11 protein-coding genes, 15 tRNA genes and 2 rRNA genes are annotated in these 13,753 nt (G+C 50.2%); all 28 read left to right on the plus strand.

The window, feature by feature from the left end:
• A 23S ribosomal RNA gene (locus tag FPZ45_RS14775) occupies nt 1-87 on the plus strand; the annotation flags it as partial.
• Between the two features lie 104 nt (nt 88-191).
• A 5S ribosomal RNA gene (gene rrf, locus FPZ45_RS14780) occupies nt 192-308 on the plus strand.
• Nucleotides 309-331: 23 nt separating this feature from the next.
• Nucleotides 332-407: transfer RNA gene (locus FPZ45_RS14785), tRNA-Asn, on the plus strand.
• A 3-nt stretch (nt 408-410) separates the two neighbouring features.
• Nucleotides 411-502, plus strand: a tRNA-Ser gene (locus FPZ45_RS14790).
• A gap of 18 nt (nt 503-520) precedes the next feature.
• Nucleotides 521-595: transfer RNA gene (locus FPZ45_RS14795), tRNA-Glu, on the plus strand.
• A 101-nt stretch (nt 596-696) separates the two neighbouring features.
• Nucleotides 697-773, plus strand: a tRNA-Met gene (locus FPZ45_RS14800).
• Between the two features lie 34 nt (nt 774-807).
• Nucleotides 808-884, plus strand: a tRNA-Asp gene (locus tag FPZ45_RS14805).
• Nucleotides 885-966: 82 nt separating this feature from the next.
• Nucleotides 967-1,042: transfer RNA gene (locus tag FPZ45_RS14810), tRNA-Phe, on the plus strand.
• 20 nt (nt 1,043-1,062) lie between these two features.
• Nucleotides 1,063-1,138: transfer RNA gene (locus FPZ45_RS14815), tRNA-Thr, on the plus strand.
• A 19-nt stretch (nt 1,139-1,157) separates the two neighbouring features.
• Nucleotides 1,158-1,241 (plus strand) — tRNA-Tyr (locus FPZ45_RS14820).
• 16 nt (nt 1,242-1,257) lie between these two features.
• Nucleotides 1,258-1,331 (plus strand) — tRNA-Trp (locus tag FPZ45_RS14825).
• A 23-nt stretch (nt 1,332-1,354) separates the two neighbouring features.
• A tRNA-His gene (locus FPZ45_RS14830) sits at nt 1,355-1,430 on the plus strand.
• 22 nt (nt 1,431-1,452) lie between these two features.
• Nucleotides 1,453-1,527, plus strand: a tRNA-Gln gene (locus FPZ45_RS14835).
• A gap of 7 nt (nt 1,528-1,534) precedes the next feature.
• Nucleotides 1,535-1,609, plus strand: a tRNA-Gly gene (locus tag FPZ45_RS14840).
• 16 nt (nt 1,610-1,625) lie between these two features.
• A tRNA-Cys gene (locus FPZ45_RS14845) sits at nt 1,626-1,699 on the plus strand.
• A gap of 15 nt (nt 1,700-1,714) precedes the next feature.
• Nucleotides 1,715-1,791 (plus strand) — tRNA-Arg (locus FPZ45_RS14850).
• 18 nt (nt 1,792-1,809) lie between these two features.
• Nucleotides 1,810-1,894: transfer RNA gene (locus FPZ45_RS14855), tRNA-Leu, on the plus strand.
• Nucleotides 1,895-2,028: 134 nt separating this feature from the next.
• Complete coding sequence (locus FPZ45_RS14860) at nt 2,029-2,514, plus strand: RrF2 family transcriptional regulator (protein ID WP_144703235.1); 486 nt, start codon at nt 2,029-2,031, stop codon at nt 2,512-2,514.
• A 65-nt stretch (nt 2,515-2,579) separates the two neighbouring features.
• A complete protein-coding gene (locus FPZ45_RS14865; protein ID WP_186438409.1) occupies nt 2,580-3,287 on the plus strand; it encodes a DsbA family oxidoreductase in 708 nt (235 codons plus the stop codon).
• A gap of 131 nt (nt 3,288-3,418) precedes the next feature.
• Nucleotides 3,419-4,336, plus strand: a complete 918-nt coding sequence (locus FPZ45_RS14875; RefSeq protein ID WP_144703241.1) for an NAD(P)/FAD-dependent oxidoreductase — start codon at nt 3,419-3,421, stop codon at nt 4,334-4,336.
• Entirely contained in the window at nt 4,333-5,769 is a 1,437-nt protein-coding gene (locus FPZ45_RS14880; RefSeq protein ID WP_144703244.1) for an MDR family MFS transporter, read from the plus strand. Before FPZ45_RS14875 ends, FPZ45_RS14880 begins: the two co-directional genes overlap by 4 nt.
• A 56-nt stretch (nt 5,770-5,825) precedes the next feature.
• Nucleotides 5,826-6,716: a class I SAM-dependent methyltransferase gene (locus FPZ45_RS14885; RefSeq protein WP_144703247.1), complete on the plus strand. Its 891-nt coding sequence runs from the start codon at nt 5,826-5,828 to the stop codon at nt 6,714-6,716.
• A gap of 88 nt (nt 6,717-6,804) precedes the next feature.
• Nucleotides 6,805-7,428, plus strand: a complete 624-nt coding sequence (locus tag FPZ45_RS14890) for a carbohydrate-binding family 9-like protein (RefSeq protein ID WP_144703250.1) — start codon at nt 6,805-6,807, stop codon at nt 7,426-7,428.
• Nucleotides 7,429-7,755: 327 nt separating this feature from the next.
• Nucleotides 7,756-8,337, plus strand: coding sequence for a beta-class carbonic anhydrase (locus FPZ45_RS14900; protein ID WP_144703832.1), 582 nt, complete (start codon nt 7,756-7,758; stop codon nt 8,335-8,337).
• A 188-nt stretch (nt 8,338-8,525) separates the two neighbouring features.
• A complete protein-coding gene (locus tag FPZ45_RS14905; protein ID WP_144703253.1) occupies nt 8,526-10,298 on the plus strand; it encodes a glycoside hydrolase family 2 protein in 1,773 nt (590 codons plus the stop codon).
• A gap of 146 nt (nt 10,299-10,444) precedes the next feature.
• Nucleotides 10,445-11,380, plus strand: coding sequence for a carbohydrate ABC transporter permease (locus FPZ45_RS14910; protein ID WP_144703256.1), 936 nt, complete (start codon nt 10,445-10,447; stop codon nt 11,378-11,380).
• Nucleotides 11,381-11,395: 15 nt separating this feature from the next.
• Nucleotides 11,396-12,229 carry a carbohydrate ABC transporter permease gene (locus FPZ45_RS14915; RefSeq protein ID WP_144703260.1) on the plus strand — a complete coding sequence of 278 codons (834 nt, stop codon included), beginning with the start codon at nt 11,396-11,398 and terminating at the stop codon, nt 12,227-12,229.
• 103 nt (nt 12,230-12,332) lie between these two features.
• Nucleotides 12,333-13,706: an ABC transporter substrate-binding protein gene (locus FPZ45_RS14920; protein WP_144703263.1), complete on the plus strand. Its 1,374-nt coding sequence runs from the start codon at nt 12,333-12,335 to the stop codon at nt 13,704-13,706.
• The last annotated feature ends 47 nt before the right edge of the window (nt 13,707-13,753 follow it).

Consider the following 13,753-nt stretch of genomic DNA (forward strand, 5'->3'; position numbering starts at 1 on the left):
TGGAAGAACACCAGGTTGATAGGCTCGGGGTGGAAGCGCGGCAACGTGTGGAGCTGACGAGTACTAATCGGTCGAGGGCTTATCCTAACAGGTTGGCCTAGTAACACAATGATACTTCACCTTTCTTTCGCTCCACACTTTTGTTTCGTATCCGGTTTTCAAGGCGCAAGTCCTTGAAATGAATGATCTGGTCTGGTGATGACGGCGGAGGGGTTCCACGCGTACCCATCCCGAACACGACCGTTAAGCCCTCCAGCGCCAATGGTACTTGGACCGCAGGGTCCTGGGAGAGTAGGACGTCGCCAGGCTGGATCACAAGTTTTGCTTACATTCCCTGATAGCTCAGTTGGTAGAGCACTCGACTGTTAATCGAGTTGTCACAGGTTCGAGTCCTGTTCGGGGAGCCATTTGGAGAGGTGTCCGAGTTGGTCGAAGGAGCACGATTGGAAATCGTGTAGGCGTCTAAAGCGTCTCGAGGGTTCGAATCCCTCTCTCTCCGCCATAGTTCCCTAGTAAGCAAGGCCCCTTGGTCAAGCGGTTAAGACACCTCCCTTTCACGGAGGTAACAGGGGTTCGAATCCCCTAGGGGTCACCAACTTCATAACGAAGTGTTTCCAGAAATTGAGGGTTGCAATACATAAGCGATATGAGTTATGATAAGAAATGTCGCTTTGATAGCAACTAACTCAACAACGACGCGGGGTGGAGCAGCCCGGTAGCTCGTCGGGCTCATAACCCGAAGGCCGCAGGTTCAAATCCTGCCCCCGCAACCAAACATTCATCTCGGCTCTTTACCGAGTATAACGCGGAGCCGTGGTGTAGAGGCCTAACATGCCTGCCTGTCACGCAGGAGACCGCGGGTTCGAATCCCGTCGGCTCCGCCACTCTATCCCCAAAAAGTGACGAAAACCTTCGAAGTTAATTCCGATTACTTTTCGGGGGCCCCGGACACAGGGGTGTCAGTAAGGCTCGATAGCTCAGCTGGTAGAGCAGAGGACTGAAAATCCTCGTGTCGGCGGTTCGATTCCGTCTCGAGCCACCATCAAGACAATTATAAAGTACGCCGACTTAGCTCAATTGGTAGAGCAACTGACTTGTAATCAGTAGGTTGGGGGTTCAAGTCCTCTAGTCGGCACCATTTCAGTACTCCTGATCGTGGAGGATTAGCGAAGTGGCCAAACGCGGGAGACTGTAAATCTCTTCCTTCGGGTTCGGTGGTTCAAATCCATCATCCTCCACCAGTTTTCTACTCGATATAGGGGCATAGTTTAAGGGTAGAACAGCGGTCTCCAAAACCGTTAGTGTGGGTTCAATTCCTGCTGCCCCTGCCAAACAGTTTTACAATGCGATCGTGGCGGTCGTGGCGAAGTGGTTAACGCATCGGTTTGTGGATCCGACATTCGGGGGTTCAATTCCCCTCGTCCGCCCCATTTTTTCAACAAGAAAGTTTGTTGGGGATTAGCCAAGCGGTAAGGCAACGGACTTTGACTCCGTCACTCCAAGGTTCGAATCCTTGATCCCCAGCCATTTTCATGCGGAAATAGCTCAGTGGTAGAGCATCTCGTTGCCAACGAGAAGGTCGCGGGTTCGAGCCCCGTTTTCCGCTCCATCTATATCTTGACTGTGGCGCCATAGCCAAGTGGTAAGGCAGAGCTCTGCAAAAGCTTTACCCCCAGTTCGAGTCTGGGTGGCGCCTCCAAAAACCTTGCAATATGCGCCCTTAGCTCAGCTGGATAGAGCGTTTGACTACGAATCAAAAGGCCAGGAGTTCGAATCTCTTAGGGCGCGCCAGTAAGATAAATTGAATATGCCGGTGTGGCGGAATGGCAGACGCGTTCGACTCAAAATCGAATGGGAGACCCCCGTGGAGGTTCGAGTCCTCTCACCGGTACCACTTAAACACAATGGTTCATTAGAGAAGTCTCTAATGGGCTTTTTTATATTTTGTAATTGCAAATCGGAGTTGAATCGCTTATTATGGATAACATAGGTCTACAATAAAGCTTATTTTGAGAAGGAGGGGAAAACATGCAGTTCTCCAAAAGCACGGATTATGCGCTGCACGCCTTGATTCATCTTGGACACTCGGAGCGTTGCAACAACGTCGGAATCAAGGAATTATCCGGGGCACTTGGTGTTTCCGAAAGTTACTTATCCAAAATCATGTCCAAGCTGAGGCAGGATGGAATCGTACGTGCTGTGCCAGGGGTGAAAGGCGGTTACGAGCTTGCACGGCCTGCGGATCAGATTACGTTTCTTGATGTGATTCAAGTAATTGAAGGAAGACAGCAGCTATTCGAATGCTCGAATTCGAGTTCGCGGCAGCATCTGTTGTTAGCGGAAGAGGGGGCTGCACAAGGAGATCAGGAACGTCCGGGAAAAAACGAATGTTTGGTTGAGAAAGTGATGAACGGCGCGGAACAGCATCTGTATCAATACTTGCGGGAACATACGGTTCAGTCGATATTGAATGAGGCGTTTAAGCGTTGCAAGCATGAGGCAAACAAGAAGTAATACACTTCTTGCGCTACAATTATGGATATCATAGATCTATGGAGTTATCACTGGAGGGATTGACGATGAGAATTGATGTTTGGTCGGATTTTGGATGTCCCTTTTGCGTGATAGGCAAAAGAAAACTTGAGAATGCACTGAGCATGTTTACGATGAAGGATAAAGTAGAAGTTGTATATCGCAGTTATCAACTCGATCCTAATGCAGCGAACAGAACGCTTAGTAACGAACAACTTGCTCGGGAAAAGGGAATGAATGTCGAGCAATTAAAAGCCAAGCAAGATCAAGTAGCCAATATGATTAAAAAAGAAGCCGGGCTCGATGTCAGTTATGATCAAGTAGTTATTGCTAATACTTTTGATGTTCATCGTTTGGTTCATTTTGCTGCTAAAGTGGGAAAAGGAGCGGAGTTAACAGATCGCCTTTTTCGCGCTTACCTTTCGCAAAGCATGAATATCGCCGACCGCAACGTACTTGTATCCTTGGGCAGCGAGGCAGGGCTGAATGAACAGGATGTAGCGGAAATGCTTAAATCTGATGCGTATAAAGATTCGGTTAATGATGACCTCGCCGAGGCAAGAGAGTTGAATATTGCAAGCGTCCCGACCTTCGTGTTCAATAACAAATACATGATTTCAGGTGCTCAGTCCGAGGAAGTTTTTTTAAGTGCTCTGAACTCGATCTGGGATGAAGAAAACAAGTTACAAAAAATAGAATTTCAAAATCAATCACAAGATGATGGTAGCTGCACTGACGGGGTTTGCAATGTTTAATTTAGTTAGCCAGCAGCTATTCGAGTGCTCGAAATCGAGTTCGCGGCAGCATCGGTTGTTAGCGGAAGAGGGGCTACACTTCTTGCGCTTTAATTATGGATATCATAGATCTATGGAGGTGCATATCAACAATGGAAAAACAACTTTTTGATGTGGTCATTATTGGCGGCGGTCCGGCTGGGTTGAACGCTGCCCTGGTGCTTGGGAGAGCAAGGAAAAAGGTGGCGGTGATTGATGAAGGCCGTCCGCGCAATGCGGTAACTCGCGAGGTTCATGGGTTTCTTACCCGCGACGGGATCAGCCCGAGAGAGTTTCGGCGAATTGCGAAGGAAGAGATAAGCGGCTATCCCTCCGTATCGTTCGTACCGGATACGGCGGTATCGATCGCAGGAACAGACGGCCGGTTTCAGATTGAGACAGAGCAAGGACAAACGATTGCGAGCAAAAAAGTATTGTTTGCCGTCGGCATGAAGGATAGGCCGCTCGACATTCAGGGACTGGCGGAGGTATATGGGAAAAGCGCCTTTGTCTGCCCGTATTGCGACGGCTGGGAGTTAAGGGATCAGCCGCTTGTCATCATCAATAAAGGCGCTGAGCTAATGCATTTCGCTCCGGTCATATCCGGATGGACAAACCGTTTTACCGTCTGCACGAATGGCCCCGATGAACTGACGGATTCCCAGCGTGAAGAGCTTCGGCGGAATCAAGTGCCTCTGTTCGACTCGCCGATCAGGCAGATCGACTCTAGCGACGGAATCGTTCGGCAAGTCGTTCTTGAAGACGGAACGATCATTCCAGCCAGGGGGATCTTTTTCAAACCGGAACTGGTCACGGGATCGGACTTACCGCGAACGCTCGGCTGCCAGCTTACGGAATGGGGGACGGTCGTCGTCGATGAATTCGGGAAAACGAACGTTCCGGGCGTCTATAGCGCCGGAGATGCGGCATCGCGAATGCATCAGGCCATAGCTGCGGCTTCGGCGGGCGCATTTGTCGCCGTGGTCATCAACAATCAACTAAACACAGAGGCTTGGGGGAGAAACGGATGAGTCGTGTAAGCGATATGAAACGCGGTCCGATCATGTTTGCCCTGATTATCGGCATGTTCGTCGCCGCTTTGAACGAAACGTTAATGGGCAATGCCCTACCCGAATTGATGAAATCATTTGACGTTTCTGCGGCAACGGCCCAGTGGCTTTCCACCGCCTACATGCTTGTCGTTGGCGTGCTTGTACCGGTGACGGCCATTCTGCAACAATGGTTTACGACTCGGCAAATTTTCCTGTCGGCGATGAGTCTGTTCTTCATCGGTACGGTCACTTCGGCGGTGTCGCCGGAATTCGGCGTGCTGCTGGTCGGACGGATTATTCAGGCGATCGGAACCGGCATGCTGCTGCCGCTGGTCATGAACGTCATCATGACCATTTATCCGCCGGAAAAGCGGGGAGGAGCAATGGGAATGTTAGGGCTTGTCGTCATGTTCGCGCCGGCGATTGGCCCGACGATATCGGGTTTAATCGTTGACGGGCTTTCGTGGCGTTGGCTGTTTTACCTTGTCATACCGTTTGCGCTGCTCTCCATTATTATAGGAGCCGCTGTCTTGAAAAATGTGTCGGAAGTCACCAAACCGAAAGTAGACTTCTTATCCATCGTGTTGTCGACGATCGGCTTTGGCGGAATCGTCTATGGGTTCAGCAGTGCCGGCGAACGCGGTTGGTCGGAGCCGGCAGTCATCTGGACTATCGTAGCGGGCGGGGTTTCCTTGATGCTGTTCGTCTGGAGGCAGCTATTGTTAAAGCAGCCTGTCATGGATTTACGGGCGTTTCGGTATCCGACATTTGCGCTTGTCGCGGTGCTGCTGTTTGTGCTCATGATGACATTTTTCTCATCGGCCATCATGCTTCCGATGTTTATGCAAGGCGTGCTCTTGGTAACGGCATTCAAGTCCGGTTTGATTCTCCTTCCCGGCGGGATTGTGAACGGGTTCATGGCCCCGATCTCAGGCAAGCTATTTGACAAGTTTGGGCCTCGCGTTCTGGTCATTCCAGGTCTGATCATTGCCGTCATCTCGTTGTGGCAATTCACCCGATTCAACGAGGGGACGAGTACCGGCTTCCTCGTCGCCGTTCACATCGCGCTGATGATCGGCATCGCGCTAGTCATGATGCCCGCACAGACAGCTGGGCTCAACCAGCTGCCAAGCCATCTGCACCCACACGGGACAGCAATCTTGAACACGTTGCAGCAAGTGTCCGGCGCAATCGGTACTGCCCTATACATCAGTATTATGTCGGGCGGACAGAAGCATTACTTGAGCGGAGCGAGCGATCCTCAGGCTCCGGCGGAAATCGCCAAAGGACTCGCAGCCGGGATCAACAACGCATTCTGGTTCGGCGTCATCATCGCGCTTGTAGCGCTCGTACTCGGTCTCTTTCTACGTAAAGGGAAATCGCCGGAGCATGAAAAACAGGCGGCAGGGTGAATCAGGATATTCCTTTAGGGGGAACCATAAATCATAAGGAATGGTGGGGAATACTCATGAACGATTTTTTTAATGCGGCCTTATGGGAAAAGGCGTGGAAAGACGAGTCCGATTTAAAAATCGGCAGGATGAAGAAAAATGGAATCGATCCTGCCAGATCTTTCGACCATAAGGCTAAGACCTTCAACGAACAATCGTTTAGCGAAGAGGGAAGAAAACGAACTAAACGAATCATGAATTGGCTGGAAGGACAGGGCGTGCAATTCGAGAACAGCTCCATTTTGGATATCGGCGCCGCATCGGGCGTGTTCTCGGTACCGTTCGCGGAGCGAGGGGCTCGTGTAACCGCCGTAGAGACTTCTCCCCCGCTGATCGAATTGCTGGAAGAAAATATCTCGGAATTCGCCGAAGGCCAGGTGAAAGTTGTACCCGCGCCGTTTGAAGATATCGACGTTGAGGTTAAAGGTTGGAATCAGGCCTTCGATCTCGTCTTTGCCTCGATGAGTCCGGTCGTTCACGATTGGGAGAGCGTGGAGAAGGTGCTCCGGTGCGCCCGCAAGTTCTGCTATATCAGTATGCCGGTTGTTCAAAATGAGCACAGCCTAGTGAAAGAGATTTGGCCGCTCGTCACCGGTGAACCTTACCATTCTAAACCTACGGAAATGGGATATCTGCTGCATCTGCTGTATCTTAAAGGCTATGCATACGAATCGCTGATCACGCAGGAAGGGAAAACGAAGGAGGTCTCCAGAGAAACGGCATTGCAGGAAGCGATGACTTGGCTTGGCCATCACCGACTGCCTGTTGATGAGCGGAATCGGGACATCATTGCCGACTATTTGGAGCAAGCCAATCCGTCCGGCCAAGTCGTCATCCAGGAGGGAGGACGTTATGGCAAAGTACTGATTCGATTGAAAGATCAGAACATGTATACGAGAGAGATTTGAGTCCGGTGGCGGGGCCGCTAGAAGCGGACAGAAACTAACGGTATAATCGTTTTATTGTTAGATTCTCGTATGCGATTGGGAGGCTTATATGTCAACGCTTCAGGAAATCGGAATTTATACGTGCGAATACGTTAATGATGCGGAGAGCGCGTGGCAGCGTATCGCGTCCGCAGATTTAGTGGACGTCGTGACCGGCGACGCCGTCCGGGAGGAAACCAAGGTTAAAGCTTGCTGGGATGACCGTGCCTTGTACGTAAGGTTCGAATGCGTAGACACTTACGCGATCACGCAATTTACGAACCGCAAAGACCCGTTGTGGGAGCAGGACGTCGTGGAGATGTTCATCGACGAAGAGGGCGATTGCAAACGGTACATGGAGCTTGTCGTCAGCCCGAACGTGGTGCTCTGCGATCTGATGATCGACCATCAAGACGACAGCAATCCGCTAAGTTTCAAGACCGATAAAGAGTGGGAAGTGCAAGGCTTCGAACAAACGATCGAGACCGAAGGGGAGCGGCGGATATACACGTTCAAGATTCCGTTCTCGAACTTCGCTAAGGCTCCCGAAGCCGGGACGGAATGGAGAATCAATTTCTTCCGCATCGACGAAGAACCGGACGGAACCCGTCACTATCAGGCATGGTCGCCGACGGGTGCCGTCAACTACCATATCGCTGACCGGTTCGGCAGGCTGGCATTCAGGAAAGCGTAGAAGGCAGGGCCAATACCCTCGCCTTCGGGGATTCCGTGAATACACTAATCCTAACGTATGATTCACGGACGAAGGAGGGTTGAGACATGGCTATTTTTCTTCCGTTTCCTCCTTGGACGATCCCGCAGGGACCGCCATTTATCCCGCCTATTCCGCCGGTTCCCGCCGTTCCTCCCGCGCCGCCTGCTCCACCTGCGCCTCCGCGCGGCCGAGCGAATAGCTCGCGTTAACATCGATTTCTTCTATTGTTTCGATTATCGAATCGGATTAATATAGAAACACAGATCGGAATTATATTTTATTATCTGAAGGGTGATCATGACCGCGATGTCCGTCGTTTCTGAGTTGTTACAGTACAATCGTCAATTCGTCGAGAACAAAGGGTACGAGGAGTACTTGACCGATAAGTATCCCGATAAGCAAATCGCCATACTGACCTGTATGGACACCCGGCTCGTCGAACTTCTGCCTAAAGCGTTAAATCTTCGGAACGGGGACGCTAAAATCATAAAAAACGCCGGAGCGATCCTGACCCAGCCTTTCGGCAGCGCCATGCGCAGCATTCTTATCGCCATCTACGAGATGGGGGTCAAGGAAGTATTCGTGATCGGCCACCATGGCTGCGGCATGACCGGTCTCAATGCGGATGGCATCATCGAGAAGATCAAAGCCCAAGGCATTCCGGATATCGTTCTTGAAACGCTGAACAAGTCCGGAATCAGAATGGAACGATTCCTTAAAGGATTCCAAACGGTCGAAGAGGGAATCATGCAAAGCGTGGAGATCATTCGCAACCATCCCTTGCTGCCCAAGACGATTCCGGTTCACGCCTTCGTCATGCATCCGGATACGGGCGAGATGGAATTGCTGTCGGAAGGCTATGAATATTTGAAGCAACGAGATGGGTAATGAGGAGACGCGGAAAATCCAAAGGCGATCAGCAGACAATGAGTTCTGCCGGCCGCTTTTGGATTTTTTTGCGTTGAGGGTCAAAACTTTTTCGAAAATGGTCAAATCTATTGCTTACGAGGATCGAAACAAAACGATGTAATGAATAGAGTGCTCATTTTATTTTGACTCAGCGAGGTGACTGGATCATGAATCCTGCAAAAAACTACGATGATGCGATTCACAACCAATCTTATGAAGCGCGATATTTAACGAAAAGAATTACGAACGAGAGCATGATTTATGACGCAGGTCGAACGAAAGAATCGCTGAACGGCTATTGGAGCTTCGGCATCGACCAATACGATACTTGCCTTCGGGCGAGATGGTTCGAAGAGAATTACGTGGACAAAGACGGACGTTACAATCCGATGGATTTCAGCTTCGATGAATGGGAGAAGATGCCCGTCCCGTCCTGCTGGAACGTGCAAAAGGAGAAATACTTCCTCTATGAAGGGAGCGCGGTCTACACTCGGACGTTCTTGTATCAAAACCACGGAGAAGAGCGGGTCTATATCAAGTTCGGAGCGGTCAATTACGATGCCAAGGTGTTCCTGAACAAAGAATATTTAGGCTGTCACAAAGGCGGATCTACGCCTTTTTATGTGGAGGTCACCGGGCTGTTGAAGGAACAGAACCGGATTCTCGTCGTGGCTAACAACACGCGCAACAAGGATCACGTCCCGACCGACAACACGGATTGGTTTAATTACGGCGGCATTTACCGCGACGTGGAAATCATTCGCTTGCCGGCAACGTTTATTAAAGATTTCACGATCGCGCTTGTTCCCGACGGCGGCTTTGATAAGATCCGGATCGGGCTAGCGATCGAAGGAGCCGAGAAGAACGGCACGGCCAATCTGAAGATCGGCGGACTCTCGATCGATCATACGGTCGAAATCCGCGATGGCTTGGGATCTGCCGTAATCGAGGTGCGCCCCGAACTATGGAGTCCGGACAATCCGAAACTATACGAAGCAAGCATCGAATTCGGCGAAGACATCATCCGCGAGAAGATCGGCTTTAGGGAAATTCGCGTCGACGGGCAAGAAATCTTACTCAACGGCAAGCCGATCTATCTCAAAGGCATAAGCGCGCATGAAGAAAGCGTGAAGAACGGGAAAGCCGTATCCGATGCCGAGATCGTCGAGAACATCAAGCTGGCGAAAGAAATGAACTGTAACTACATGCGGTTGGCGCATTACCCTCATACGGAACGGGCAGCACAAATCGCGGACGAAATGGGCATTCTTCTGTGGGAAGAGATTCCCGTCTATTGGTCGATTAATTTTCAAAATCAGAAGACGTACCGTGACGCGGAGAATCAACTGACCGAATTGATCCGCCGGGACCGCAACCGGGCGAGCGTCATCGTATGGGCGGTCGGGAACGAAAATCCGGACACGGATGCCCGGGTCGCATTTATGAGCGCGCTGGCGCGCAAGGCCAAAGAGCTCGATCCGACTCGTCTCGTATCCGCGGCGTGCATGCTGGATCATGTTAATCATATGATCGACGATCGGCTCGCGGATGAATTGGATATCATCGGAGCGAATGAATATTACGGTTGGTACCAACCGAATTTCGATAATCTGGTCAAGCTGTTCGAGAACAGCAAGCCGATTAAACCCGTCATTATTACGGAATTCGGAGCAGATGCGAAAGCGGGACATCGAGGCACTGTCGACGAAAAGGGTACGGAGGACTGTCAACACGAGATTTACAGGAAACAAGTCGAGGTCTTCAATCGAATCCCCTACGTGAAAGGTACGAGTCCTTGGATCTTGTACGATTTCCGTTGCCCGCGTAGACTGCACCCGATCACGCAAAATTATTACAATACGAAGGGCCTTCTCTCTGAAGACAAGTCTTACAAGAAACTGGCCTTCTACGTGATGCAGCATTTCTATGAAGGAAGATAGAAAAGACGGGGAGCAAGTTCCCCGCCTTTTTTATTTCTTAAAAAAGTAAAAATATTTTCAAACCGGTCATTTTCAGCCCTTATTGCTTCATCCGATCTCCGGTACGATTCAGATAAGGAACAATATCTTTGATTGGGGTGCAAGCTATGGACAACACAATCACGAAGACGGAAAAGAGCAAGCGAACGTCCGGCGTTCGTTCATCCATGAGACGAAGGGAGACCCTGTCAGGATATATATTTATCGGACCGATGTTAATCGGCTTATTGGTGATTACGATCATTCCGACCGTGTTAACGTTTATTCTCAGCTTTGCGGATTGGAGCTTTATCGCGGGAATCGATAAGATCAAATTCACGGGAATCAAGAACTTTACCCGGCTATTCAACGATGACGTATTCCTTATTTCCTTAAAAAACAACATCTATTTGTTGCTGGTCGTTCCCATCCAATTGATCATCTCACTGGTTTTGGCAGTCATTATCGATAAACTGGTTTATTTGAAAAGCTTCTTCAAAATTATTTTTTTCCTGCCCTATATATCGAGCATCGTTGCCGTGGCGATTTGCTTTCAGTTGCTTTTCCAGCCTTCCTACGGGCCTATCAATCAATTTCTGCGCGCGATCGGCGTAAACAATCCCCCGACATGGCTCGCGGATATCCATTATGCGCTGCCGTCCGTAATGGTCATTATGGTGTGGGTCGGGATCGGGTTCTGCCTGATCGTCTATATGGCCGCTCTGCAGGCGATCCCGAAAGATCTGTACGAATCGGCGGACATCGACGGAGCGGGAACTTGGACAAGATTCGCCAAAATCACGTTTCCGATGGTATCGCCAACGACGTTCTTTCTTCTCGTCACGGGTTTTATCAGCTCTTTCAAAGCCTTCGATATTATCAAAGTGTTGACCGAAGGCCGTCCGGCTTACTCGACTTCTGTCGTGACCTATTATCTCTACACGACCGCGTTCGAAAATCTTAAAACCGGATACGCGTCGTCCATGGCATTGATATTATTCGGATTCGTTCTGCTCATTACGCTCTTCCAAATGTACGGACAAAAGAAATGGGTTAATTATTAATCATCGGGGTGACTTATGGATAAACGTAAAACGGTAAGCAGGACAATCGCCACGATCCTGATGTTGGCGGCGGGGGTGGCTTTTGTCCTGCCTTTCATATGGATGATATCGGCTTCTTTCAAACCGGAGATCGACGTGTTCAAGTATCCGATCGAATGGATTCCGAAACATTGGAACGTCTACGAGAATTACCGGGAGGTATGGGTCGGGGAACATCCCTTCGCGATCTATTACTGGAACACGATTAAAGTCAGCGTGATTACGACGATAATCTCCGTTGCCGTGTCCAGCATGGCCGCCTACGGGTTTTCGCATGTCGACTTCAAAGGAAGGAACGCCATGTTCCTGTTGGTGCTCATGACGTTTATGGTGCCGAGCTATTCCATTATCGTTCCTCAATTCATGATTTTCCGCTGGCTGCAATTGTTCGATAGCCATCTGGGTCTCATCCTGATCGGATCGTTCAGCGCGCTCGGGACGTTTATGCTTCGCCAGTTTTTCCTGGGCATCCATAAGGATTATCTGGAGGCCGCTAAGCTGGACGGAGCGGGACACGCTAGAATATTCATGCAAATTACGATACCCTTGGTGAAGCCGGCATTGGCGACTTATGCGATCCTTCGGTTTATCTGGACCTGGAACGATTACGCGAACCCTTTGATATTCCTTCGCAGCGACCGTCTTTCGACGATCCAGCTCGGAATCCAGAAGTTCGCCTCGGAAAGCGGGGCATATTACTCCCTCATTATGGCGGGAACCGTCTCGGCCATTTTGCCGCTTATCGTGATTTTCATCATCGGACAGAAACAGGTGATCGAAGGGATTGCGATGGGCGGCGTAAAAGGGTAAAAATTTTTCCGAATAAGTAAAAATAGAAACTCCGAAGCCTCTATAAGAAAATGGTAAGTTTAGATTGCAAAAACAAAGAGCATCCAAATCGGGAGGTTATTCTATGAAGAAAAAATGGTTGTCGGTCGTCGCGGCAGCAACGCTCGCAACGAGTCTGTTGGCCGGTTGCTCCGGCAAATCGGAAAACAATTCGCCTTCATCTTCGTCAAGCCCGGATAGCAGCGTCGCGCCTAGCTCGAGCGAAGCTCCGGCGGCGAAAGATCCCGTTACGATCAAATTTCTAGGATGGGAGAAGCCGTCCGTCTATCAACCGGCGATCGATGCTTTTCAGCAGGCGAATCCCGATATTAAAGTCGAGTACGTCCCGGTCGTCGAGAACGATTCGAATGAAACCATTAAGAAAATCGATTTGATGTATGCTTCCGGAGACAACTTCGACGTATTTACCCTCAACTCCGCGCCGACATTCGCGCAAAGAGCGGCCAACGGAATGTTGGAACCGCTTGACGATTATTTGGCCAAGGAAGGCGTTAAATACGAGGACGAGTACAAAGCGGAGCAACAAAAATTAGACGGGAAACGTTACTCCCTGCCGGGCAAATTCGGCCCTTGGTTCATCTTGATGAACAAATCCGCTTTGGATGCGGCGAACTTGCCGGTTCCGACAAGCTGGACGTGGGACGAATTCAGAGACTACGCCAAGCAGCTGACGCAGGGCGAAGGAGCCAATAAGACGTACGGCGCTCACTTCCATTCGTGGAAAGATTACTTCCTGCTGAAAATGTACAGCGCTTCCAGCGATCAAGGTATTATGAAAGACGACGGTTCCACGCTGAACGACGATAACCCGTTGATGAAACAATCTTTGGAACTTCGTTATGAGATGGAGCACGCGGATAAGTCTTCGACGCCTTACCAAGACGTCATCACGCAAAAAATTCCTTATCGCGATCAATATTTCCAAGGAAAAGGGATTATGCTGCCTACCGGCCCTTGGATGATCTCCGAAGCGGGCGGCACGGAGAAAATCCCGGCAACGTTCGTGTCCGCGTTCGCGCCGTGGCCGACAAACAATAAAGGCGACGAAATGTACTCCTACGGCGGCGCCGATCCGCTCGTCATATCCACTAAATCGAAACATAAGGAAGAATCGTATAGATTCTTGCGTTACTTGTCTACGGAAGGCATGGCGCTGACCAAGCAATTGTCCGCCTGGAAGAAAGCCGATCTGAACAAAGAAGTCGACGAAATCGTTTCCGCGACTCTCTCGCCGGACATGATCGACAAAGCCTCGCTGATCAACACACTCAGCGCGACCAAACTGCCCGTACCGCCGATTACCGTGTCCTATGCGGGAGATATCGAAAACGCGTACATTGCGGAAGTCGATAAGTATATGCTAGGCGATTCCGATATCGACACGGCTTTAGCTAGCATCAAGAAAAATCTCCAGAAGATTATTGATGCAAACAAGTAATTGGAATCTTATAATGAAAAAGAGGATGCCCGGCGCGGCATCCCCTT

The sequence above is a fragment of the Cohnella terricola genome, assembly GCF_007786475.1.
GTDB classification, from domain to species: domain Bacteria; phylum Bacillota; class Bacilli; order Paenibacillales; family Paenibacillaceae; genus Cohnella; species Cohnella terricola.